Source organism: Methylobacterium dankookense (assembly GCF_902141855.1).
GTDB classification, from domain to species: Bacteria; Pseudomonadota; Alphaproteobacteria; order Rhizobiales; family Beijerinckiaceae; genus Methylobacterium; species Methylobacterium dankookense.
Genome location: NZ_CABFVH010000025.1, coordinates 59,583 through 83,448, shown reverse-complemented (window position 1 = coordinate 83,448; position 23,866 = coordinate 59,583). Strand labels below are relative to the sequence as shown.

Genomic DNA, 23,866 nt, shown 5'->3' with positions numbered 1-23,866 from the left:
ATCCGTCAGGTCGAACCGCGCCATCCAGAACCCTCCCTCGCCAGAGGGTTAACGACGGCACGCCTCACCCGTGCCCACCGTTATGGGTTCGCGACCTAGAGCGACATCCGAGCGCGCTGAAACGGCTGGCAGGGTGATGACGTTGGTCGGTGAAGGAGAGTACCGATGTCCTCAGCCTTGTCCGTCGATCTGCGAGAGCGCGTGGTCCATGCCGTCGAGGCTGGGGCGTCCCGGCATCAGGCGGCTGAACGCTTCGGGGTCAGTCTGGCGAGCGCCAGCCGCTGGTGCGGGCAATGCGCCCGGGAGGGCCACGTCGCGCCCAAGCCGATGGGCGGAGATCAACGCTCGCACCGGATCGAGACGCAGGCCGACCTGATCCTGTCGCTCTACGAGGCGCAGCCCGGCATCTACCTGCATGAACTCCGTGCGGCCCTGGCCGAGCGCGGCGTCAGCGTGGCCTAGAGCAGCCTCTCGCGCTTCTTCAAGCGCCATGGCATCTCGCGAAAAAAAGCACGGGCCACGCCGCCGAGCAGGACCGGCCGGATGTGAGGGCGGCGCGCGAGGCGTGGTTCGAGAGCCAGCTCGACCTCGATCCGGATGGCCTCGTGTTCATTGACGAGACGGCCGCCAACACCGCCATGGCCCGCCGCTACGGACGTGCACCCCGCGGCGAGCGCTGCCGGATGAGCGGGCCTCAGGGCCACTGGAAGACGACCACCGTCACGGCGGCCTTGCGCAGCAACGGCATCACCGCACCGTGGCTGCTCGACGGTGCGATGAACGGGCAGGCCTTCCGCCCCTAGAGCCGTTCCCAATCGCGTTGCGACGGGGCACGGCTCCAAGCCTTTGTTTTGACGCGCTCTCTTTCGCCGAACCGGCATCCACTTCGGCGGAGAGCGCTCTATGTGGCCGACGTGCTCGCCCCGACCCTCAAGGCCGGCGACACCGTCGTGCTCGACAACCTGCCGGCCCACAAGGTCAGCGGCGTCCGCGAGCGCATCGAGACCGTGGGAGCCCGGCTGCTCTACCTCCCGGCCTACACCCCCGACTTCAATCCGATCAGGGGATACCCCAATCGACAAGTCGGTTGGGGACCCCTCAGATGGCCTTCGCCAAGCTGAAGGCGGGGCTCGCGCAGCGGGGCGGCGCGGACCATCCCGGACCTCTGGGACGCCATCCGACGCAGCCTGATCCGCTTCGCGCCAGCCGAGTGCCGAGCCTACCTCGCCGCCGCCGGCTACGATGCAACCTGATCGGATGCCGCTCTAGTTACCCAGGTGCAACACTCGGAACCCGATCGGCCACATCCCACAGGCCGCGGCCGGGGGACGGAATTGACAGTTGGGCTCGCGATGTCCGACGACCGGCATCGGTCAAGGTTCTCGCCATCGCAGGGTGGCGAGCTAAGAGGGAATCCGGTGCGGCGCTCGCGCGCTCAGGCCGGAGCTGTCCCCGCAACTGTAAGCGGAGAGCCATCCGTCGAACTGCGTCACTGGTGAGCGATCACCGGGAAGGCCGGACGGATGGTGGCGACCCGCGAGCCAGGAGACCTGCCCTGACCGTGACATGTCTCGTGGGCGGGGAGTCCTGGCGGGTCGCGTGCATGCCCGCCTATCCTCCGCGGTAGCTGCCTGCGTCCACGTCCGGTCCCCCCGCAAGGTTCGGGGAAGGACCATTGGAACAGGCTCGCACATCCAGACCGCCCGCCACGCGGGTGCATCCGCCCGGCATGCCGGACGCCGAGATCGATCCGCTCGAACTCTACGCTGCCGGCATCGACACCTCCGACTACGTCGCGCGGATCGCGCCGCTCGTGCGCGCGGCCGTCCCCCGGGTCGGAGACCTCCTCGACCTCGGCGCCGGCGGCGGCCAGCTCGGCGCCGCTTTGCGCGATCCGGATGCCGCCTGGACGGCAGTCGAACCGGCGCCCGTCATGCAGGCGCGCCTGCGCGCCGAGGTCCCACCGCCGCGCATCGAGCCGGTGGGCTGGCAGGCGGCCGACCTGCCCGCCGGCTTCGCCGACACGGTGCTCGCGGCCAACATGCCGGCGCCCCTCACCGAGGCGGCCGCGTTTCTCGAGCGTTGCCGCAGATGGGCGCGGCGCAACGTGGTCTGGCTGGTCCCGGCGCAGAACGGCCCCCGCGGCCTCTGCCTCGCCGGCTGCCTGCCCCGCGCATGGCACGGCGAGGACGAGACGCCGGGCGTCGACATCGTCCTGCGAAACCTGCCGAAGGCCGACCATCCGGCGATCGCGACGCGGATCGACTGGACCTTCGGCGCGATCGTGCCGGACGTGCCGCGCATCGCCGCCTACCTCGCCGACCGGCTCGGCTGGGCCGCCTCCGACCCGCGGCGGCCGGACCTGCGCGACCGCCTCGCCGCCCAGGCCGTGCCCGTTCCCGGCGGCCACCGCCTCTCCGTTCCCCGCACCTCGGCCATTCTCGTCTGGAGGAAAGCCTCGTGATGTCCCGCCGTCATCGTCTCCTCGCGCTCGCGCTCGCCGGCGGGTGCGCGCTTCCGGCGGTGGCGTCCGGCCAGGAGGCATCGGGCCAGAATCGGGCCGCGGTCAGCCTCGACGAGCTCGTGGTCACGGCGACCGGCCGCCCCGAGCCGCGCTCCGAGATCGCGGGCACCGTCCAGGTCATCGACCACTCGATGATCGAGAACTCCACCGCGAAGTCGGTGACCGATCTGCTCGCCGAGAACGCGGTCGGCTTCTTCTCCGAATGGACCCCGGGCCAGACCTCGATCAACATCCGCGGCGGCGCCACGGACGGCCAGGGCAAGGACTTCAAGAGCCAGGTCCTCGTGCTGATGAACGGCCGCCGCGCCGGCACCGCCAACCTGTCCAAGCTCTCGATCGCCGACATCGAGCGCATCGAGATCGTGCGCGGCCCCTCCTCGGTGATCTACGGCAGCCAGAACATCGGCGGCGTGATCAACATCATCCTGAAGACCGGGCGGACCGCGCCGGGCACGCTGGTCGAGGGCATCGGCGGGGTCTGGGGCCTCGCGCAGGGGCGCGCGCAGACCGGCGGGGGCGTCGGGCCGTTCGACTACTATCTCGGCCTCTCGGGGGCGAAGCGCGACGACTACTATGCCGGCTCGGGCGACCGCATGGCCAACACGCAGTGGAACCGCATGGGCATCACCGCGGGTCTCGGCCTCCAGATCGACCCGAACCAGCGCCTCGACGTCTCCTTCCGCACGGACGGCATCTACGGCGTCGGCTTCCGCGGCTCCGGCGGCAACCTCTACAGCCGGGACGACCGCACCAACGGCTCGTTCGACGCGAGCTACGCGGGACGGACAGAAGACGGCCGGATGAGCCTGTTCGCGCAGTTCTACAGCGTCACGGACGAGGACCGCTTCAAGTGGGCCTCGCCGGTCCAGCGCGGCGGCACCGGGCTGCCGGTGCCGGGGACGCGCGCGGACTTCAACACGCGCAACCTCGACATCCTCGGCACCCGCTTCCAGCCGCGCGTCAACCTGTTCGCGGGCAACGACCTGCTGCTCGGCTGGGACTGGGAGACGAGCCGGCTGCGCTCCGACCGCTTCCGCGAGGGCGTGCCGGGCAACCCGCTCGCCCAGGTCTCGCCGCAGGACAACAACCAGACCGACCAGTTCCACGCCCTCTATCTCGAGGACACCCAGCGCCTGTTCGACGACCGGGTGACGCTGCGCGCGGGCGTGCGGCAGACCTACGGCACGACGAGCTTCGATCCGACGCCCTTCCTCACCGCGCAGGTGAACGGCGCGCGGCCCTACGAGGCGACGACCTACTCGGTGGGCGCGACCTACAGGGCGACCGACTGGGCGGCCTTCCGCATCGGCGCCTCCACGGGCTTCCGGGCGCCGACCGCCTCCGAACTCGCCGCGGACTTCAACACGCTCGGCGGCGGGCGCATCTTCGGCAACCCGAACATCCGGCCGGAGACGAGCGAGCAGATCGAGATCGGCACGACGCTCACCAACGGGGTCGCCCGCCTCGACGTGGCCCTGTTCCAGAACATCATCTCGGACCGCATCATCACCCGGTCGCGCGGGCCGAACGCCAACACCTCGGACTACGTCAACAACCCTGGCGACGTCGTCATCCGGGGCATCGAGGTCCAGTACGAGACCGACATGGTGCGGATGTTCAGTTGGGAGCCGGGCGTCTGGCGCTGGCGGTCCTACATCAACGGCAACTACAATTTCGACATGAAGGACGAGGGCGCGGTGAGCGTCGCCACGGCCAACACCCGCCGGGTCGAGCGCGTCTACGAGTACCAGCTCGCGCTGGGCACCCGCTTCGGCCAGGCCGACATCCCCTATCCCTGGACCATCCAGGTCCAGGGCGTGCTCAACGGCCCGGTCTGGTACAACACGGAGGAGAACCTCCGCGTGCCGGCCGCCGAGCCCTACCGCGAGTACATCTGGCGCAAGGACCCGTTTGTCCTGGTCAACCTGCGCGGCGAGGTCGACCTCATGCCGGGGGTGAAGCTGTTCGCGCAGGTGCGCAACCTGTTCGACGTGAACTACCACCCGCTCTTCATCGCCATCGCCGGGCAGCAGCCGACGCTCGCCGACCTGCGCTTCTACAACGGCAGCGCCGGCACCTCCGCGCCGGGCCGGGACGTGCAGATCGGCCTGCAGGCCCGCTTCTGAATGCGCGCCGCGATCCTCGGGCTCGCCGCCCTGCTGGTCGCGGCGCTCCCCGCCCGGCCCGAGCTGATCCGCCTGACGGACGCGCTCGGGCGGAGCGTGGTCCTGGCCGCGCCGCCCCGGCGCATCGTGACGATCTTCTCGTCGAACACCGAACTGGTGGCGGCGCTCGGTTTGACCGAGCGCATCGTCGGCATCGACGCCTTCACCCGCTACCCGCCGGAGGCCGCCGCGAAGCCGGTCGTGGGCGGCCGTCTTGGCTTCTCGGTGGATGCGGTGGTCTCGCAGGAGCCCGACCTCGTGCTGGTCACGCCGGCGCGGCAGGCGGCGCATCAACTCGTCGCCCCGATGGAGCGGCTCGGCGTGCCGGTCCTCGTGCTGACGAGCCGCAGCCTCGGCGAGGTCCTCGACAACATCCGCCTCGTCGGCCGGGCGACCGGCGAGACGGAACGCGGGGCGATGCTCGCCGACGCCCTGGCCGCCCGTCTCGCGCGCGTCACGGAGGCCGTCGCGGGCCGGCCCTGCCCGAGCCTGGTTCTGGTGACGGGGCGCCTCGGCAACGGGCTCGTCCTCGTGGCGCGCGCGGGCACCTATACCGCCGACGCCCTGGTCCGGGCCGGCGGCTGCCTCGCCCTGTCCGGCCGCGGCAGCCTCGCCCAGGTTTCGCCGGAAGCCCTGCTGGCCGCCGACCCGGACGTCCTGCTCCTGGCCGGCAACGAGGCCGAGTTGCGTGAGCTGACGAGCCGTCCCGGCTTCCGGGACATGCGCGCGGTCCGCGAAGGCCGCGCCCATCTGGTGCCCCGTGCCGCGTTCCTGATCCCCGGGCCGCGCACCGTGGACGGGATCGAGCGCCTGGCGGACCTCCTGCATCCGCACAGGCAGGAGCGGCCGTGAGCGCCGCCGTGAGAGCCCTGATCCGGCTTCTGCCGCTTCTCGCGCTCGCCCTCCTCTTCGGCGTCAGCGCCGGTCACGACTGGGCCGGTCCGACCCGTCTCCTTCAGGCGCTCGGCGGTGCCGAGGATCTCCGCGCCCGCCTCCTCCTCGAATGGCGCCTGCCGCGGGTGCTGGCCGCCGCCCTCGTCGGCAGCCTGCTGGGCCTCGGCGGGGCGATCTTCCAGGGCGTGTTCCGCAATCCGCTCGCCGAGCCCTACCTGCTGGGCTCCGCCGGCGGCGCGGCGATCGGCGCGACCGTGGCTCTGCTCGTCCCCCTCGGCCTGCCCTCGGCCCTGGCGCTCGGCGGCCTGTCCTTCGCCGGCGCCTGGGGCGCGACCCTCCTCGTCCTCGCCGTCGCCCGTGGCGCGGGCGCGCGCGACGCGGCCGGCCTGCTGCTCGCCGGCGTCGCCGTCGCGGCGATGCTCGGCGCCATCCGCTCCTTCCTGATGCTGGCCCTCTCCGACGAGAGCGTCAGCCTGCAGGTGGTGCTGAGCTGGACGCTGGGCGGCATCCAGACGCCGACCTGGTCGGGACTGGCCTGGCTCGCGGGCCTCGCGGGCCTCGCCATCGGTGCGAGCCTGACGCTCGCGCGCGGCCTCGACCTCCTCGGCCTCGGCGATGACCAGGCGGAGGCCTTCGGCCTCGACACGGACCGCTTCATCGCCCGGGCGATCCTGGTCGGTGCCGCCGTCGTCGCCCTGGCCGTCGCCTATGGCGGGCTCGTCGCCTTCGTCGGGCTGACGGCGCCGCACATCGCGCGCTGGTGGGTCGGGCCGCGCCACCGCGGCTTGCTGCCGGTCTCGGCCGCGATCGGCGCGATCCTCGTCATTCTCTGCGACGGCCTCGCCCGGGCCGTGCTGCCGCCGGCCGAGATCCCGCTCGGCCTGGTCACGGCGGCGGCGGGCGGCCCGTTCTTCCTCGCTCTCCTGCGTCGGCGGCTGCGGGCATGAGCCGTCTTCGCGCCGACAGCCTCACCGTTATGGCCGGGACGCGCCGGCTCCTCGACGCCGTCTCGGTCGATCTCGCCCCCGGTGCCCTCGTCGGGCTGATCGGTCCGAACGGCGCGGGCAAGTCGACGCTGCTGCGCTGCCTCGCCGGCCTGCTGCGCCCGGGCGGCGGCGCCGTCACGCTCGACGGCGCCCCGCTGGCCGATCTGCCGTCCCGCGAGCGCGGCCGCCGCATCGGCTACCTGCCACAAAGCTTCCAGCCCGCCTGGGACTACACCGTTGGGGAAGTCGTCGCGCTTGGTGCCAGCCGCCGGCCGGGCGCGACGCTCCGCATCCCGGACCTGCTGCGGGACCACGAGCTCACCGGCCTCGGAGAGCGGCGCTGGTCGCAGGTCTCCGGCGGCGAGCGCGCCCGGGCCCTTCTCGCGGCGACGCTCGTTGCGGAGCCGGATGTCCTCCTCGCCGACGAGCCCGGCGCGAGCCTCGATATCGGCCACCGCATCGACCTGATGCGCCGCCTGCGTGACTGGAGCCGCCGCAGCATCGTGGTCGTCGTCCTGCACGACATCGAGCGGGCGGCCCTCGACTGCGACCGGCTTCTGCTCCTGGAGGAGGGCCGTATCGTCCGCGATGGCGCCGCCGCGACCGTCGCCGGCTCGCCGGACCTCGATCGGGTCTTCGGTATCCGCTTCGAGCGCGGATCCCTCGCCGGAGGCGCCGATGCCGTCCTGATGCTGGAGCGTCGACCATGACGCGGGATCCGGGCGGGGAAATCATTCCCTTCCCGAAACGGCCATCGCCGGCTTCCGGCACCGGACGCCCCGTCCGCGCCGAATACTGGGACTCGTCTTCCGTCTACGACATGCGGACAATCGTTTCGGACGCGAATGACGCCGCGATTCCTTGGATCATCAGGAGTCCTTGACGGATCTCGGGGCGAGAGATGCGGCGGCAGGGCAACAGCCCGCCGGTCCCCGCAGGAACGCGATTGACCCGGGCCGGCCGCGATGAGACGATTGTCATGACGGTTCCCTTCGGGGACGAGAAAGGGAATGCGGTGAGGCGCGAGCCGAATCCGCGGCTGCCCCCGCAACTGTAAGCGGCGAGCCTTCCACCACTTGTGTCACTGGGTTCCAACCCGGGAAGACGGTGAGAGGGCAGCGACCCGCGAGCCAGGAGACCTGCCGTCAGCCGTGGTCACACGCGAGGCGCGTCGGGCGGGGTGCACCGATGGGTTGTCGAGGCGGTCGCCGATCCTGCGAGGAGGCGGCCCCCTCGGCCTCGTTCGCGGTGACGTGCCACTGCCGTCGCCCGAGGCTCGCCTCCCGTGTCCCATTCCATCAGATTCATCCTCCGCAACGCGCTGGTGCTGTCCTGCGCAGGGCCGGTCTTGCTCGCTTCGCCCGGGGCTCACGCCCAGCAGGTCGCCGCGCCCTTCGCGAATGGGCCGCGCGGCGGCGAGGCCGCCGTCTCGCTCTCCGAGATCTCGGTCTCGGCCACCGGCGTGCCGATACCGACAGCGCAGACGGGCTCCAGCGTCTCCGTCCTGACGGCCGACCTGCTGGAAGCCCAGCAGCGCCGCACGGTGCCGGATGCCCTGCAGCAGGTGCCCGGCCTCAACGTGGTCCAGAGCGGCGGACCGGGCGGCCAGGCATCGGTCTTCATCCGCGGATCGAACTCCAACCACGTCAAGGTGCTGATCGACGGCATCGACGCGACGGATCCCTCCAACGGCAACGGCTCGTTCGATTTCGGTCAGCTCCTCACGGAGGATCTCTCCCGCATCGAGGTGCTGCGCGGTCCGCAGAGCGGCCTCTACGGCTCGGATGCCATCGGCGGCGTGATCTCCGTCACGACGAAGCGCGGCGAGGGCCCCGCCCGCGCCACGGCCCGGATCGAGGGCGGCTCCCACGGCACCTTCAACCAGTCCGGGCGCGTCAGCGGATCCGAGAACGGCTTCGACTACGCCGTCTCCGTGCAGCATGTCCGGGCCGCCGCCACGCCGGTGACGCCGCCCCGGCTCGTGCCGTTCGGCCGCCCGATCCATCCGAATTTCTACGACAACGAGACGGTCTCGGCGCGGTTCGGCTACCAGTTCAGCGACACGGTCCGCGTCAATTCGATCACGCGCTTCATCAACGCGCGGCTGTTCTTCACGGGCGACGATTTCAGCACCTTCCCGGCCCTGCCGGCCGCGTTCCGCAGCGCCGCGGACGTGCAGCAGATCTTCACGCGCAACGAGGCCGAGTGGGCGCCGTTGCCTGGCTTCCACAACGTCTTCGCCATCAACTATTCGAACCTGTTCAACCGCCAGCAGGGTCCGCTCGATCCCCTCGCCACGCCGGACGCGACGACGGGGCTCGGCGAGCGCACGCGCTACGAGTATCGCGGCGACTATCGGCTCTCGCCCGGGAACCTGCTGCTGTTCGGCGCGCAACGCGACGAGGAGAGCCTGTTCACGACCTCACCGGGCTCGGTTCCAGCCTCCCTGCGCGCGCGGAACGGCAACACGGCCGGCTACGGCGAGGCGCAGCTGACCCCCTTCGACCGCGCCTTCCTCGTCGCCAACATCCGCCATGACGAGAACGACCAGTTCGGCCCGGCCACCACCTTCCGGGTCGCGCCGAGCTACATCCTGCCCTTCACCGAGACACGGATCAAAGGCAGCGTCGGCAGCGGCTTCAAGGCTCCGACCCTCAGCCAGCTCTACCAGAGCTTTCCGGCCTTCAACTTCTTCGCCAACCCGAACCTGAAGCCCGAGGAGAGCCTCGGCTACGATGCGGGCTTCGAGCAGCCCCTCGGCGAGCGCGTGCGCGTCGGCGCGACCTACTACCACAACGACTTCACCAACCTCATCAACACGAATGCGAGCTTCACCTCCAACGAGAACGTCGGCAGGGCCGTCTCCTACGGCGCGGAGGCGTTCGTCTCGGTGCGTCTCACGGACACGCTGTCGGGCCGGATCGACTACACCAACACGGTCACGAAGAACGAGATCACCAATCAGGAGTTGCTGCGCCGCCCGCGCCACAAGGGCAGCGCCACGGCGCTCTGGACGCCGCTTCCCGGCCTGACCGTCAGCGGGACTGTGATCGTGCTGGGACATTTCGTGGACGGCAACCGCGACTTCTCGGTGCCGCGCCTGAAGAATCCGGGCTTCACGCTGGTCAATCTCGCGGTCACCTACGACGTCTCGGAGCGTGTCAGCGTGTTCGGGCGGATCGATAACCTGTTCGATCGGCGCTACGAGAACCCGACCGGGTTTCTCGGACCGGGACTCGCCGTCTACGGCGGCGTGCGCCTGACCACGTTCTGAGGTGACGATGCCGTCGCGCTGCGCGCTTCTACTCTCGGCCGTCCTGGCCGCTCTGCCCGTGGCGCGCGCCGCCGGTGCGGCGGGAGCGCCCGTGCGCGTGGTCTCGATGAACCTGTGCGCGGACGAACTTGTCCTGCGGCTGGCCGACCGCGATCAGGTCCTGGCGGTCACCTACCTCGCCCGGGAACCGCGCGGATCGACGGTCGCGGCCGAGGCCGTGGGACTGCCGGTGACGCGCGGCCTCACCGAGGAGGTCGTCGCGCTCCGGCCCGACCTCGTCATCGCCGGGGCCTTCACCACGCGCGCGACGGTGGGGATGCTCAAGCGCGTCGGCGCGCCCGTGCTCGAACTCGGCGTGCCGGCCGACCTCGACGGCGTGCGCGCGCAGATCCGGCAGGTTGCGGCGGCCTTGGGCCGATCTGAGCGGGGCGAGGCGATGGTCGCGGCGCTCGATGCCAGGCTCGCCGCCATCACGCCGGCCGCCCGGCCCTTGCGGGCTCTCGTCATGCGTCCGAACGCCTTCACCGTCGCGCCCGGCGGCCTCGGCGACGCGCTCATCCGCGCCGCCGGCCTCGTCAACGTGGCGGCCGAGATCGGTCGGGACCGCTTCGGGCAGGTGCCGCTCGAAGCCGCGGCACTTGCTGACCCGGACCTGATCGTGGTCGATGAGGGGGCGCCGGGCATGCCCTCGCTCGCCGACACGCTCCTGCACCACCCCGTCTTCCGGGCGCTGGCGCGCGCGCACTGGACGGTCGCCATCCCGAACCGCTTCTGGACCTGCCCTGGCCCCCAGGTCGCCGAGGTCGTGGCGCGGCTGGCAGCAGCCGCGAATGCGCGGGCAGCCCGGCCATGAACGCGCCTGTCACGGCCCTCGCGTCTTCTACCTCGCGGCGCCAAGGCGCGCCGCGCGCCCGCCGGGCGGTCATCGCCCTCCTCGGCCTTGCCACCGTCGCCCTGACACTCGCCTCGGTCGCCATCGGCTACGCGCCCTTCGACGTGCCGGCCGCCTGCGCGGACCTCGTCGCGGGCCGGACCACGCTGCCGGCCCTGGTCTTGTGGGAGTTGCGCATCCCACGGGCGCTGCTCGGCGGCCTCGTCGGGTTCAGCCTCGGCCTGACCGGCGCGGCGATGCAGGGCTACCTGCGCAATCCGCTCGCCGACCCAGGCATCCTCGGCATCTCCTCGGCCGCGGCCTTGGGCGCCGTCATCGTCTTCTACGGCGGGCTTGCCGCCTCGCTGAGCCTCGCCCTGCCGCTCGGCGGCATCGCGGGTGCGGGCGTGGCGGCCCTCCTCCTCAACGCGCTCGCGGCGCGCGGCAGCAGCACGCTCGGGTTGATCCTGGCCGGAATCGGCCTGTCGAGCCTCGCCGGCGCCCTGACCGCGCTCGCGCTCAACCTGTCGCCGAACCCCTACGCCGCCCTGGAGATCGTGTTCTGGCTGATGGGATCGCTCAGTGACCGCAGCCTGGATCATGTCCTGCTCTGCCTGCCGCTGATGATCGTCGGCTGGGGCCTGATGCTCTCGACGGGACCCGCCCTCGATGCGCTGACTTTGGGCGAGGATACCGCCGCGAGCCTCGGAATCGGCCTCGTCTCGGTGCGCCTGCGACTCGTCACCGGTGCGGCGCTCGCGGTCGGCAGCGGCGTGGCGGTCTCCGGCGCCATCGGCTTCGTCGGCCTCGCGGTGCCGCACCTGATGCGGCCGCTCGTCGGGGCACGTCCCGGCGCCAGCCTCCTGCCGAGCGGGCTCGCCGGCGCGGTCCTGGTCCTGGCGGCGGATATCGGCGTGCGCCTGCTCGCCACCCGGCCCGAACTCAAGCTCGGGGTGGTGACCGCGCTCGTCGGCGCGCCGTTCCTGATCGTGCTGCTTCTGCAAAATCGCGGGCGGCGGGCATGAGCCTCGCCGCGCACGATGTCCGGGTGGTGCTGGGCGGTCGGACGATCCTGTCGGATATCGGCCTTGCCCTGGAGCGCGGACGCTTCGTCGGGCTGGTCGGCCCGAACGGCGCCGGCAAGACCACGCTCTTGCGCGTCCTGGCGGGCCTGATCGCCCCGGTGGATGGCCGTGTCACCCTGGAGGGCCACGCGCTGTCCGGCATGAGCCGCGACGCGCGCGCTCGCCGCGTTGCAGCCCTGTTCCAGGGCGCCGTCATCGGCTGGCCGATGACGGTGCGCGAGATCGTGGCGCTCGGCCGGCTGCCGCACCGCCGCGCCTTCGCGGGCCTCTCGGAGGCCGACGAGACCGCGATCGCCCAGGCGATGGCGCGCACCGATGTCGGGCACCTCGCCGACAGGACGGAGCCGACCCTGTCCTCGGGCGAGCGCATGCGCGCGCTGCTCGCCCGGGCGCTCGCGGTCGAGGCGGCGTGGCTCCTCGTCGACGAGCCGGTCACGGCCCTCGATCCGGCCCACCAGCTCGATGCCATGGCGCTGCTCCGCGCCGTCTCGCGGGACGGTGCCGGCGTGGTCGCCGTCCTGCACGACCTCGCGCTCGCCGCCCGCTTCTGCGACCGCATCGTCGTGCTGTCGGGCGGCCGGCTCGTCGCGGACGGGCGGCCGGAGGAGGCGCTGACCGATGCCTTGCTCGCCCGCGTGTTCGGCGTGACGGCGGAGCGGGGCCTGGCCGCGGACGGAACCCGATACATCCTGCCCTGGGCGCGGTCCGGGATCACGGAGGAGAGCGATGGCGCCATCATCCCGGGCTGATGCGGTCGCCGCGCTGCTGCGCGAGGCCTTGGCCGATTCCGGCACCGCCTGGAGCCTCGGCAGCTTCGGCGCCATCGCCGAGTTCATGCGCGACCCGGACGAGGCGGTCTCAACTCTCCCCGACGACCGCATGGGCCTGGCGACCGCCCGGGGCGCCATCGCCCTGACCGTCTGCCCTGCCTTACGCCCCGTGGCCTACGAGACCTCGGTCGCGTCCGGTTGGAACCATGCCGTCGCCCTGTGCCTGCCGGACACGGCCTGCGCCATGAGCCGGCGCGGCGTGGTGACGGAACTCGGCCCCGACCGGGATGCCGCCCGCGAACAGGACCGGGACGCCATCCTGTTCGACCTCGGCCTCGGTCTCCTCGCGGTCGATGCCTGCGTGCGCACGCGCGACGCGCAAGCCATCGCCTGCCTCCGGTCCGGCGTGGGGCAGCCCCTGTTCGACCATGCCAACCCGATCGGCCGCCATCTTGTCGCGATGAGCCCGCACCGGGTGTTCCTCGCCCGGGTCGGTCGCATCGAGGTCTACGCTCCGATCCCGGGGCCGGACGGCACGAGCCCGGAGGGCCCGCATACCCACGTGCTGCCGAAGCTCCTGCGGAGCGGGCGCACGCACGCGGCGACGACCCCGATCCCGGCGGGCTGGGTGCCCTGCGCCGGCCTCCATCCGGCCCACCCCTACAAGGACATGATGGGCCAACGGATCGCCTTCGATACAACCCGTTACGGGGCCTTCCAGGCCCTGCTCGACCGCTGGGGCGACCCGGATCTGCTCGCAGTCAAGCGGGGCCGCGCCCTCGATCCGGATAGCCCGGTTTCGAGCCGTCACGCACAAGCGGCCCGACGCGTGGCCGAGGTCCAGGCCCGCTACCTGCAGGGTGAGGTCATCGCAGTCGATACCGATGCCGACGAGGACGAGGCCGTCGCCGACGAGACCTGATCCTGGCCGGCCTCCGGGTGCTCCGCAGGCCAAGCGGGATCATTCAGCGTCTCGAACTTGGAGGAATGTTCTGTAAGCAGAGCGAAATCGCACTTCCATAAAGTAAATAATATTCACGTTTTCAGTAATTACTCTGATCATTTCGATGTTTTGATGATATTTGTTTCTGACAGAATTTTTCTACAAAGTTCCCATGCCTTGATATTTGCCTCTCTCATTGGAGATGAAATATCATCCTTTAGGGTATGAATAGCAGGTTATTTACTCTGCGTAGCAGCAGAAACGGAAAACAACGTTCTTGTTGACCGGAGCGTCTGCGCGAATACGTTCGTGCGCGCCGCAGCGCCCGGCATCCCGGCGGCACGGCCCCTCCTCTCAAGGCCGCCGCCCGGTGCGACCGCCCCTCCACGGAACCCGCCATGCCCAGGCACCGCGAATTGCTGTTGAACGCCTTCCAGATGGCCGCGCCCGGCCATACCTGGGCGGGGCTGTGGCGGCATCCGCGGGATGCGAGCGCCGCCTATAACACCCTCGATTACTGGGTCTCCCTCGCCCGCACGGCCGAGCGCGGGCTGTTCGACGGTGTCTTCCTCGCCGACGTGATCGGCCAGTACGACGTCTATGGCGGCGGCGCCGAGGCGGCGCTCGCCCGCGCGGCGCAGACGCCCAACCTCGATCCCTTCCTCCTCGTGCCGGCGATGGCCCAGGCGACGCGGCATCTCGGCTTCGGCGTCACCGCCAACCTCACCTACGAGCACCCCTTCACCTTCACCCGCCGCGTCTCGACCCTCGACCAGCTCACCGGCGGCCGCGTCGGTTGGAACATCGTGACCGGCTATCTCGAGAGCGGCGCGCGCGGCATGGGTCTCGCCGAGGCGCGCGCCCACGACGTCCGCTACGAGGCGGGCGAGGATTTCCTCGAGGCCGCCTACAAGCTCTGGGAGGGAAGCTGGGAGGAGGGCGCGGTGCTGCGCGACGCGGAGGGCGGCGTGTTCACCGACCCGGCCCGGGTGCACCGCGTGCGCCATGACGGTCCCTATTACCGGGTCGACGGGCGGCATCTCAGCGAGCCCTCGCCGCAGCGGACCCCGGTCCTCTACCAGGCCGGCACCTCCTCGCGCGGGCGCCTGTTCGCGGCCCGCCATGCCGAGGCGATCTTCCTCAACGGCCACAGCAAGGCGGTGGCGGCGCGCTCCGTGCGCAGCATCCGCGAGGCCGCCCGGGCCGCCGGGCGCGATCCGTACGACATCCGGATGTTCCTCGGCGCGACGGTGATCGTGGCGCCGACCCGGGCCGAGGCGCTCGAGCTGCGGGACGAGTATGCCCGCTATCTCGACGCGCAGGGGCAGTACGCCCTCGTCTCGGGCTGGACGGGGATCGACCTCGCCGGGCTGAGGCCCGACGAGCCGCTGGCCTATCAGGCGACCAACGCGATGCAGTCCCTCGTCGAGAGCCTGACCGCGCCGGGCGAGCGGCCCTTCACCCTGGCCGACTTCGCCGAGTTCGGCCCACGCGGGGCACGCGCCCCCTTCATCGTGGGCGCGCCGAGCGAGGTCGCCGACGAACTGCTCGACTGGGCCGAGGTAGCGGATGTCGACGGCTTCAACCTGACCCGCGCGGTCGCGCCGGAGACGCTGGAGGCCTTCGTCGATCTGGTCGTGCCGGAGCTTCAGGCGCGCGGCGCCTTCAAGACCGCCTACCGCGCGGGGACGTTGCGGGAGAAGCTGTTCCCCGGCGCCGGTCCGCATCTGAAGGCCGGCCATCCGGGCGCCGCCTACCGGGTCCCGGAGCGCTCCGCCGCCATCTGAGGGCGGATGATGGTCAGCATCCGCTCGGCCGAGGTGCCGGGCGGGAAGAAGCCAAGATAGGCGCCGGACCGGTCCATCAGATAGACGAAGGCCGAGTGCTCGATGGTGCCGTTCCCATCCGCACCCTCGGCCTTCGCGAAATAGACCTTGTAGGCGTCCGCCATGCGCCGGATCGCGTCCGGGCTGCCCGTCAGCCCGATCAGGGCGGGATGGAAGCTCTGCAGGTACGCCGCGAGATGGGCCGGGGTGTCGTGGTCCGGATCGAGGGTGACGAAGACCGCCTGGACCCGCTCCGCCTCCGCGCCCAGCAGCGTCAGGGCCCGGGCGATCTCCATCAGGTCCGTCGGGCAGATGTCGGGACAGGCGGTGAAGCCGAAATAGACGATCAGCAGCTTGCCGCGGAAATCGGCCTCCGTGCGCGGCCGGCCCGCGTGATCGACGAGCGCGAACGGGCCGCCGACCGGCTCGCGGTTCCACATCAGCACGTCCATCAGCTCGGCCGCGGACCGGCGCGGCGCCTCCTCGGTGCGGGCCGGCGCGGCGAGCAGGAGGCCGAGCGCGCAGGCGGCAAGCGCCGCGGTGCCCGCCCCGCGCTGCGGCGTCGGGCGGGGACGCGGCGCGGGCCGAGCGGCGCTACGCACCGAAGGTCAGGCGGCTGCCCGTCGTCGGGATGAGCACGTTGGCCGGCATCTGGGCCTGGGCCTCCAGCGCGAAGTTGAGCCCGCTGCAATGCATCGGGATGACGACGTCGGGCTCGAGCTTCCGGATCTCGGCGACCACCTGCGTGAGATAGTCCTTGGGCGCGGGCCCGAGATGGAAGCCGCCGACGATGGCGTGCACCTTGTCGATGCCGGAGACCGCGCGGGCCTGCAGCACCGAGTTGACGATCCCGACATGGCCGCAGGAGCTGATCACCACGAGCCCCTTGTCCTTCACGTTGAAGCAGGTCGCGTGCTCGTGGACGTGCTCGTCCGGGATGATCTTGCCCTGGAGTTCGGCGGCCGAATAGTGGCTCGCGTCGCAGCCGAGCCCATCCTTGATGCCGCGCTCGACGAAGGTGTTGGGCAGGATCCGCTCGATCGATGTGCGCTTGATCTGGCCGGTGGTGAAGGCGTGGCCGGCCACGACGGTGGGCGCCTCGCACAGCACGGTCGTCACCTTCTGTGCGGTCAGGTCGCGGCGGTCGAGCTGGCCGAAATCCGTGAACTGACCCTGCACGCCGCTCGGGGAGAGGCGGTGGCAGAAATTGTCCTCGCCGCCGGCATAGAGCTTGAGGTCGGGCCTGAGCGCGCTCCGGTACCGGTCGAGGAAGCCCGACAGGCCGCCGTAATGGTCGTGATGGCCGTGGCTGACGATCAGGGCATCGATCTTGGTGGGGTCGACCTTGAGGATCTCGATATTGTTGAGCAGCGCATCCGGGCTGTAGCCGAAATCGAGCAGGATCGTGCGGGCCTCGTCGGCGCGCTGCGATTCCACGAAGAGCGACAGGCCCCATTGGTTGTGGAGCACCTTGCGGTAGTCGCTCCCGCGCCCGCTGCCCGGCGGCTGATGCACCACGCCCTGGACGGTGCCGGGCTTGAGGAACTGGTCGTGCGCCGAGTCGATCAGCACGCGCAGGCTCAGCCTGTCGACGGTCGGCACCTCGATCGGGGCCGCGCTCGCGACCTCGACACAGGTGAAGCCTGCGGCTGCGCCGGCCGCGAAGCCCGCGGAGGCCCTGAGAAAGCCGCGCCGATCGAGATTCCCGACCATCCTGCTACGTTCCTGCGACCAAGAGGGCGATCAATGCAGCGATGTGTAAGAATTCATAGCCTGACGCGGGCCAGAGATCGGAATTGATATCCCGCCCCAAGATTTGGCCGCCGATCCTATCAGTTCACGCGCCGGCGGCCAATCGCAACGAAGGCCGTGCCGAGGGCGGCAGGGGAAGCGGCAGGGCGGTGGTGGACTTCACCTTCTCCATGGCGAAGCGCGAGGTCACGTTCTTGAGCGGCAGCGTGGCGATCAGCTTCTTGTAGAAGGTGTCGTAGGCCTGCATGTCGGCCACCACCACGCGCAGCATGTAGTCGACGTCGCCGGCCATCCGGTAGAATTCCAAGACCTCCGGCATCGAGGCCACGGTCTCGGCGAAGCGCTCCAGCCAATCCTCGGAATGGTCGGCGGTCTCGATGGAGACGAACACCGTCAGCCCGAGGCCGAGCTTGACCGGATCGAGCACGGCCACGCGCCGGTCGATCACCCCGTCCGCCTCAAGGCGCTGGATGCGCTTCCAGCACGGCGTCTGCGACAGGCCCACGCGCTCGCCGATCGTGGCGATGGAGAGCGTCGCGTCCGTCTGGAGCAGTGCCAGGATCTTCAGGTCGATCGAATCCACGCGGCCTCCCGCCAGACGCCATGATCGGCCACGAGCCTCGTGCGGGACGCGATCGAAGCCTGGCCATGCGGGGGTATAGAGACTGGACGGCCTGATATACAAGGCAATACGGTGTCGTCTTCGCTGGATTTCAGCATTCAAGATCGAACGTATCGTTTCGGCCTCAAAAATAGCAGGGCAGTCTCTTTGCGACGCCCGAGATGGATCGACGTTCTTCGATCGAACTCCGCCCGAGGTGATCGCGCGATGCGGGGGCGGGGCGTGCTGGTCCGGGGACCGGAGAGGTCTATAAGACCGCTCGACGGCCGCTCGGAAGGCGGGGCGCCCGCGGCGACGCGTGAAGGCCAGATGCTGACCGACAAGGCGGCGTCCGGAAGCGCCCGGCATCGATCCACGCCGCCAGCCAGGTCGCGGGAGGCTCCCGCATCGGCGCGGCGCAGGTCGGTTCCATCAGGCGTACCCGGAGACCAGCAAGTCGTATCAGATATCGATCAAGTATGCCGGCCGGCCATCGACGCGAACCAGATGGCCGCGGATCGGGGTGTACTTGAACCGGTCGTCGATCTTACCCTTCAAGCTCCAGCTGCAGACGGCATCGTCGCCGCCGAAATAGGACCACAGCGCAAGGCGGAACTTGTGAGCCGATTCCTTGCTGAAGGTCAGCTTCGCTTTGACGTAGGGTTTCTTCGGCGCGAACATATCCACGTCCATGATATTGGTGAAGGCATAAGCGCCATCCGTGTCGCCGATGTCCTCGATATGGCTTTCGGCTTCCGCTCTGACCGAGCGGCCGGACGAGGTCCGGTCGATCTCGATCAGATCCGCCTGATTGTTGACCGTGTTCTGAACGTCCTGCGAAAAATAGTACTGGGCGTAGTTGTCGTTGGCCTTGCAGTACATCTCCAGGCGGATCTGGGAGCCGGAGGGAACTTGTATCCTGACCAGCCGCGTGAGGTAGATCGACATCCGTTCCATGGTCGCCTCCTTCAGGACATCCGCTCGGCGCGGATCTTCGGAGCGTCGGGCCCGTAGGGACCTCGTGCGCGCGCCTGCTTCCGACGCGCGCGCCTTTCGTGCTCGACGACCTGAAGGGCGAAGGCGATGATGGGCAGGGGATCGCTGGTTTGTGCGGTGATCGCGCGGAGTGCCGCGACAAGCTGATCGTAAGCGTCCGACATCGGCTCGCCCTCCATCGTGGGAGACGAGCAGATGATCAGAATACGCGAGCCGCGACTGTGCGTTTGCTCACACACGGAAGAAGACCCGCATGGGTCCGGGCGCCAAGATCTGATTCGGATTGCGTCTGCGGGCCGATGATCGGGCGGAGATCTACTTTGGCCGCGCCGTGGTGATCTGGGGCGGAGAGGCATGGGGCGACAGGCGCTTGGTCCGCCAGGGCTGGAGCCGCGACCGGAGAGCCGGATATTCGGGCAGCTGCGTCGGCAGCATCTCGCGGACCCTGCGCGGCCGATCGGGAACGTTCGGCGCCTCGATGATCTCGTACCGGATCGGCCGCCGGCGTCGCCGCAGAGGCTTGGGCGGCTTCACGAGCGGCACGAGCCACAGCACGCCGAACATGAGCAGGCATGTCCCGCCGATGTTCACGCTCTCCCATGATGGTATGGGCGTGAACATCATGGTGGTCAGACCGCCGAGCGCGAAGCCGGCAGCCATGATCCTGGCTGGGTCGACATTGCTGGCCATGCCTCACTATTCAGTCGAGGCGTCACTCTTCCATGAAGGCATTCGGTAAAAATTGCTGGCCGCGCCGGCACGATCGAGGAAATTGTGGATGCTTACGTCCCTGGGCCCTTTCGGGGTCTCCACAGTTTCGGCGATTGCCTCCGCATGCGTCTTCACGATGTACGCGGTTCACTCCGGATCGTGATGTCCTCCCGTGGCTTTGGTCCGGACTGTACGGATTTTTGCCATAGTCACATCAAAGATTATGAGTTGAGGCACTCAGGCTTCCAATGTAGTTCAATTGTGCTTCCGGGAGGATGAACGATGCGCATCTGCGGAGAAATTCTCCCCGGACACTCGGTTAGTCAACGCTTTTTCGCGCAAGAAAATTTTCTTTGCGGGGTTGCTGTCCTTGTTGCCACTTACGGACATGATAAAAAAACAAGTACAATCGCCATTTGTGTTGAACAGATTGCGCCAGAACGTCGTATAATTGCCGAGCGTACAATGGGCTTGGCGCATATTTACGATAATTCATTCGTCGAGGTGTTCTTTGAGAGTGAGGCACAATCCAAGTTCAGGGAGTATATCATCACGGTTCGTTCGGAGGATTCCTCTCACAACAATGCCGCGACTCTCTACATTACGGGAGGTGATCAGCGCATCGAAGGGCATATCCAGTGCAACGCCATGGCGAAGCGCGACGATAATGACGGCATCATCGCGAGGTTGGCTTATGCGCCCCCAACCGTCGATACCTTGGTTCCGCCCAATCTGGAGATCAGTCTTGTCACGCAATGCAATCTTAATTGTACACATTGTATTTCCAGAGAGACGCGCAGAACGGCGCGAAGACTAGATCAAGATATCAGGAATAAAATCAAGATTTGGTCTGAGAGCGGGCAATTGAAGACGGCCTATACGGATTTCAGCGGTGATATTTTTTGGGCAGATCAGCGCTTTGGTGGTGAGTTACAATTTTTGATCGATCTGTCGGTTCCATTCCATACAGATACGAATGCCACGCATCTGACGGTCGAGGCTGTTGATCGGGTGCTTGTGTCGAAGTTGACGTCGATCAATGTGTCGATAGACGCGGCGGTAAACGAGACATATATGCGCATTCGTCGAGGTGCACCTCACATCGACACTATCTTCTCTAACATGAAGATGCTGGCTGAACGTCGTCGAGCGCTCGGGCGACACGATGTGCCTCTATCCGCGGCGTTCGTGCTGATGCGCTCCAACATTGACGAGGTTCCTGAATTCATTCGCTGCGTTCACGATGTGGGCTTTGATGCGGTCAGGACTATCCATATGCAAGCCTACACATCCGACATGGATCACGAAAGTTTGTGGCACGATAAGGAGCGTTTCAATCGCGTTCGCGAAATTGCTCTCGCAACGGGGGACGAGCTAGGCATCAAGCTTTACATCGATCGCGCCTTCGATGATCGAGACGATCAGGTCGGTAGCTCGTTCTGTACCTTGCCCTGGAGAGCTGCATACCTACTCGGCAACGGGGATGTTTTGGCCTGCTGCGTTCCGGGCTTGCGGATGGGGAACCTGAACGAGCATTCCATGGAGGAGATCTGGAACGGGCCGAACTACCAGGCGTTGCGCCAGGCTGTGAACTCCAACGAACCGCCCCCCTCATGTCGAGCCTGTCCGTTCGTTCGGAAAACGAACAATCCGCTGAGCTATATGCCCTACCGAGCAATCCGAGAGCTGGATTACATTCCAAACAGGTCTTGAGCCTCCACGTGCCTGCAATCGCTTCGGCGGAGAACGCTCCACGCACCTCGTGAAACGCGTCGGCCGTTCGGCCATCGATGTGTCGGCCAGGCGTGGCCAGACGGCGCCAATCCGTGGATGGTACGCCGATGCACATCCTTCGCCTCGTTGCGGCCGCCTCTGCCGCCGCCTTCATCGCTACGCCCGCGCCTGCCGACCAGACCCTGCCGCAGGGACGCATCCTCGAGGGCGCCACCGGTTGCGGCGACATCCTGTTCGGCGCCCTGAAATTCGGCAGGAAGGATTGCGCCACCCAGAAGCTGATCCTCCAGCCCGATGCGATCACCGGGGATGCGTCGGGGGCAAGCGTCACCGCCGACGGGGCCGAGACGTCGCGCTCCGAGGCCGCGCGCGCCGCCGACACGATCAACGCCAAGGATTACGCCACCTTCGCCGGGGCGGTGGGCAAGGCGCAGGCGACCGGCAAGCCGTTGCGCCTGCCGGCCGGCGCCTACAGCCACACCTCCGGCGGCTTCCTGACCGTCACGGCCGATCTCATCGTCGAGCCCGGCGCGGTCATCACCTGCGGCAGCGGCAATCTCGGGCTGAACGGCTCGATCACCGCGCCCCCGACGCAGATCTTCGCCCCCGGCTGCACGCCCTCGCTCTACGGCAACAGCAAGGTCTCCTGGGCCTACCCCGAATGGTGGGGCGCCAGGGGCGATTCCAATCTGACCCCGGGGCATGGAACGGACAATGCCGTGCCGCTGCAGAGTGCCATCGACAGCGGTGTCGCCGGCCTGCAGCTCTGCGGCAATTGCAGCTACCGCTACACGACGACGCTCAAGGCCGCCCGCATGAACTTCGCGATGAAGGGGGTCGACCGCACGGTGACCCGGCTGGCCTTCGACGACGCCACCGGTGCCGCCGACGCCATCGTCATCGACGGATCCACGTCGACGGTCGGCGGCATCACGATCACGAACCTGGATCTCTTCCCGCTGAGGCCGGCCAAGGGATCCGTGGCCGCCGCGACCCCCGTGGCCGGGGGCTTGGGCTATGCCGTCAACGAGGTGATCACCCTGGCAGGCGGCACCTGCGCCACGCAGCCGCGCCTCAAGGTGACGAGCGTCGATGCGGGGGCCGTCACGGGCGTGTCCGTGGAGACGCCGGGCGCCTGCACCAAGCGTCCGCTCCAGTCGGCATCCATGACGACCGTCCCGGCCAACCTGCAGGCGAGCACCACCGGTTCCGGCAAGGGGGCGACGTTCGACCTGCGGATGCGGGGCCCGGCCGGCGTCCACATCCGGGACGCCTACATCATCAGGCTCGCGCACAATTTCATGGGCGGCGCGAATGGCTGGGACGGAGTCTTCATCGAGCAGGCGCAGACGACCTCGACCGGCAAGATCTACATCAGCGACAACATCATCCAGAACATGGGCAATAACGGCGTCGGGATCTGGGGGCCGAACAACGAGCCGGCGCACTTCGTCGGCGACGTGCTGGTCGACAGCCGGAACTACATCCAGCATGCCGGCCATGCGGGTGTCGAGGCTCGCGGGAACGTCGGCGGGGTCTTCGTCTTCGACAACGAGATCTATGGCAACCCGTGGGGAATCTTCTGGGACGGGATCGTCGCCAACGGCAGCAACAAGATCCGCGCCAACGACATCGACTCGAACCATCTCGGAACGTTCCTGAAGAACTACCACGCGTCGCATCTCCAGCAGAACTGGTTCGCGAGCGGCGGCCCCGTGATCTGCACCCTGTGCGCCGGCATCGTCGCGGACGGCAACGCCTTCGTCGGCAAGGGCACCCCCGGCTCGGCGATGTCGCAGCTGTGGCTCAACGGCGTGTCCAACTGGAACGGCGCGGGGAGCATGTTCAACGGGGTGGTCGCCCCCGTGCAGATCGGCTCCTACGGCGCGACGCCGAGCCGGTTCCTCAACTTCACCGGCTCGACCCACGCGAACGCGTCGGGCGCGTTCGCGACGCTGTCCGGATCCTCGACAACGGGTCTGACGGTCGGCGTCCAGATGGACGATGCCGCCGGCCCGGCCATCTCGGGGGCCGGCAGCAAGCTGACCATCCTCGGAACGCAGGACGCGACGAACAACGTCGTCACCACGCACAGCGCTGTTCTGTGGGGCGGATCGAACGTCATCTATCAGGATTATTCCTCGGCTGGCGGAAACGGCAACGCCGTGAACGGCTATGCCGCCACGGCCTTCGGGCAGTTGAACACGGTCGGTGGGCCGTTCTCCTTCGTGCGCGGCGCGAATGCCGGCGACGACAACCTGTATGGGGCCGATTGCTTCGCCTCCGGCACGTCGAGCGTCACCGGCGGGGCGATGGCCTGCGAGCATGTGCTGCGGGCCACCTCCGCGGGCACGGGCGCGACGCGGCTGACGGCGGACGGCGCTGCGGCCGGGGCGGCCAACTGCATCAACCTGCCGAACGGATCGCACAGCCAGATGGAGATCCGCATCTCGGGCCGTGACACGACGGCGAACGGCGTGTTCGCGGATTGGGCGAGCACGGGCGTGGCCGCGCTCGACCGCGGGGCCAACGCGGCGGCGACCATCTATTCCGGGTCGTTCGCCACGGCGACCGCCGCGCAGGCCTCGGGCGGGGCGGGCCGCACGGCCATGGCGCAGGTGTCGGCCGACACGGTCAATGGCTGCCTCAACGTCTCGGTGACGGCGCCCAACCGCAACGCCTGGCGCTGGGTCGCGACCGTGCGTCGCCTCAAGATGCAGTAGGCCCCGAGCAC

General features: G+C 68.7%; 19 protein-coding genes, 1 pseudogene and 2 riboswitches. Of the genes and pseudogenes, 14 read left to right on the top strand and 6 right to left on the bottom strand.

The window, feature by feature from the left end; genetic code table 11:
* Positions 1 to 165 precede the first annotated feature (165 nt).
* The 12 genes and pseudogenes from MTDSW087_RS18125 (at position 166) to MTDSW087_RS18070 (ending at position 15,299) form a co-directional block, all read left to right on the top strand.
* A pseudogene (locus tag MTDSW087_RS18125) lies at positions 166 to 1,253 on the top strand (IS630 family transposase).
* Positions 1,254 to 1,359: 106 nt separating this feature from the next.
* Positions 1,360 to 1,572, top strand: a riboswitch (cobalamin riboswitch).
* A gap of 157 nt (positions 1,573 to 1,729) precedes the next feature.
* Entirely contained in the window at positions 1,730 to 2,464 is a 735-nt protein-coding gene (locus MTDSW087_RS18120) for a methyltransferase domain-containing protein (RefSeq protein ID WP_144766280.1), read from the top strand.
* Entirely contained in the window at positions 2,464 to 4,650 is a 2,187-nt protein-coding gene (locus tag MTDSW087_RS18115; RefSeq protein WP_144766278.1) for a TonB-dependent receptor, read from the top strand. Before MTDSW087_RS18120 ends, MTDSW087_RS18115 begins: the two co-directional genes overlap by 1 nt.
* A complete protein-coding gene (locus MTDSW087_RS18110) occupies positions 4,651 to 5,541 on the top strand; it encodes an ABC transporter substrate-binding protein (protein ID WP_144766276.1) in 891 nt (296 codons plus the stop codon).
* Positions 5,538 to 6,530: a FecCD family ABC transporter permease gene (locus MTDSW087_RS18105; protein WP_238179443.1), complete on the top strand. Its 993-nt coding sequence runs from the start codon at positions 5,538 to 5,540 to the stop codon at positions 6,528 to 6,530. The genes MTDSW087_RS18110 and MTDSW087_RS18105 overlap by 4 nt, the downstream gene beginning before the upstream one ends.
* Positions 6,527 to 7,279 (top strand): ABC transporter ATP-binding protein, encoded by a 753-nt coding sequence (locus tag MTDSW087_RS18100; RefSeq protein ID WP_144766274.1) that lies wholly within the window; start codon positions 6,527 to 6,529, stop codon positions 7,277 to 7,279. Before MTDSW087_RS18105 ends, MTDSW087_RS18100 begins: the two co-directional genes overlap by 4 nt.
* A 256-nt stretch (positions 7,280 to 7,535) precedes the next feature.
* A riboswitch (cobalamin riboswitch) is annotated at positions 7,536 to 7,730 on the top strand.
* A 124-nt stretch (positions 7,731 to 7,854) separates the two neighbouring features.
* Positions 7,855 to 9,843 (top strand): TonB-dependent receptor plug domain-containing protein, encoded by a 1,989-nt coding sequence (locus MTDSW087_RS18095; protein WP_144766272.1) that lies wholly within the window; start codon positions 7,855 to 7,857, stop codon positions 9,841 to 9,843.
* Positions 9,844 to 9,850: 7 nt separating this feature from the next.
* Positions 9,851 to 10,696 carry an ABC transporter substrate-binding protein gene (locus MTDSW087_RS18090; RefSeq protein ID WP_144766270.1) on the top strand — a complete coding sequence of 282 codons (846 nt, stop codon included), beginning with the start codon at positions 9,851 to 9,853 and terminating at the stop codon, positions 10,694 to 10,696.
* Positions 10,693 to 11,739 (top strand): FecCD family ABC transporter permease, encoded by a 1,047-nt coding sequence (locus tag MTDSW087_RS18085; RefSeq protein WP_144766268.1) that lies wholly within the window; start codon positions 10,693 to 10,695, stop codon positions 11,737 to 11,739. The genes MTDSW087_RS18090 and MTDSW087_RS18085 overlap by 4 nt, the downstream gene beginning before the upstream one ends.
* Positions 11,736 to 12,548 carry an ABC transporter ATP-binding protein gene (locus tag MTDSW087_RS18080; RefSeq protein ID WP_144766267.1) on the top strand — a complete coding sequence of 271 codons (813 nt, stop codon included), beginning with the start codon at positions 11,736 to 11,738 and terminating at the stop codon, positions 12,546 to 12,548. Before MTDSW087_RS18085 ends, MTDSW087_RS18080 begins: the two co-directional genes overlap by 4 nt.
* Positions 12,526 to 13,491: a DUF6925 family protein gene (locus tag MTDSW087_RS18075; protein ID WP_144766265.1), complete on the top strand. Its 966-nt coding sequence runs from the start codon at positions 12,526 to 12,528 to the stop codon at positions 13,489 to 13,491. Before MTDSW087_RS18080 ends, MTDSW087_RS18075 begins: the two co-directional genes overlap by 23 nt.
* A gap of 419 nt (positions 13,492 to 13,910) precedes the next feature.
* Positions 13,911 to 15,299 carry an LLM class flavin-dependent oxidoreductase gene (locus tag MTDSW087_RS18070; RefSeq protein WP_144766263.1) on the top strand — a complete coding sequence of 463 codons (1,389 nt, stop codon included), beginning with the start codon at positions 13,911 to 13,913 and terminating at the stop codon, positions 15,297 to 15,299.
* Here MTDSW087_RS18070 and MTDSW087_RS18065 read toward each other — a convergent pair.
* The 6 genes from MTDSW087_RS18065 to MTDSW087_RS18040 all read right to left on the bottom strand — a co-directional run bounded on the left by MTDSW087_RS18065 (position 15,266) and on the right by MTDSW087_RS18040 (position 19,377).
* Complete coding sequence (locus tag MTDSW087_RS18065; RefSeq protein ID WP_238179447.1) at positions 15,266 to 15,847, bottom strand: SCO family protein; 582 nt, start codon at positions 15,845 to 15,847, stop codon at positions 15,266 to 15,268. The genes MTDSW087_RS18070 and MTDSW087_RS18065 overlap by 34 nt on opposite strands.
* A gap of 85 nt (positions 15,848 to 15,932) precedes the next feature.
* Positions 15,933 to 17,051: an MBL fold metallo-hydrolase gene (locus MTDSW087_RS18060; RefSeq protein ID WP_144766261.1), complete on the bottom strand. Its 1,119-nt coding sequence runs from the start codon at positions 17,049 to 17,051 to the stop codon at positions 15,933 to 15,935.
* A 124-nt stretch (positions 17,052 to 17,175) separates the two neighbouring features.
* Positions 17,176 to 17,673 carry an Lrp/AsnC family transcriptional regulator gene (locus tag MTDSW087_RS18055; RefSeq protein ID WP_144766259.1) on the bottom strand — a complete coding sequence of 166 codons (498 nt, stop codon included), beginning with the start codon at positions 17,671 to 17,673 and terminating at the stop codon, positions 17,176 to 17,178.
* A 480-nt stretch (positions 17,674 to 18,153) separates the two neighbouring features.
* Positions 18,154 to 18,639 carry a hypothetical protein gene (locus MTDSW087_RS18050; RefSeq protein WP_144766257.1) on the bottom strand — a complete coding sequence of 162 codons (486 nt, stop codon included), beginning with the start codon at positions 18,637 to 18,639 and terminating at the stop codon, positions 18,154 to 18,156.
* 20 nt (positions 18,640 to 18,659) lie between these two features.
* Complete coding sequence (locus tag MTDSW087_RS18045; RefSeq protein WP_144766255.1) at positions 18,660 to 18,851, bottom strand: hypothetical protein; 192 nt, start codon at positions 18,849 to 18,851, stop codon at positions 18,660 to 18,662.
* Positions 18,852 to 19,002: 151 nt separating this feature from the next.
* Positions 19,003 to 19,377: a hypothetical protein gene (locus MTDSW087_RS18040; protein ID WP_144766253.1), complete on the bottom strand. Its 375-nt coding sequence runs from the start codon at positions 19,375 to 19,377 to the stop codon at positions 19,003 to 19,005.
* 303 nt (positions 19,378 to 19,680) lie between these two features.
* Here MTDSW087_RS18040 and MTDSW087_RS18035 point away from each other — a divergent pair, with 303 nt between their 5' ends.
* Positions 19,681 to 21,111 carry a radical SAM/SPASM domain-containing protein gene (locus tag MTDSW087_RS18035; protein ID WP_144766251.1) on the top strand — a complete coding sequence of 477 codons (1,431 nt, stop codon included), beginning with the start codon at positions 19,681 to 19,683 and terminating at the stop codon, positions 21,109 to 21,111.
* A gap of 128 nt (positions 21,112 to 21,239) precedes the next feature.
* Positions 21,240 to 23,855 (top strand): right-handed parallel beta-helix repeat-containing protein, encoded by a 2,616-nt coding sequence (locus tag MTDSW087_RS18030; protein WP_144766249.1) that lies wholly within the window; start codon positions 21,240 to 21,242, stop codon positions 23,853 to 23,855.
* The last annotated feature ends 11 nt before the right edge of the window (positions 23,856 to 23,866 follow it).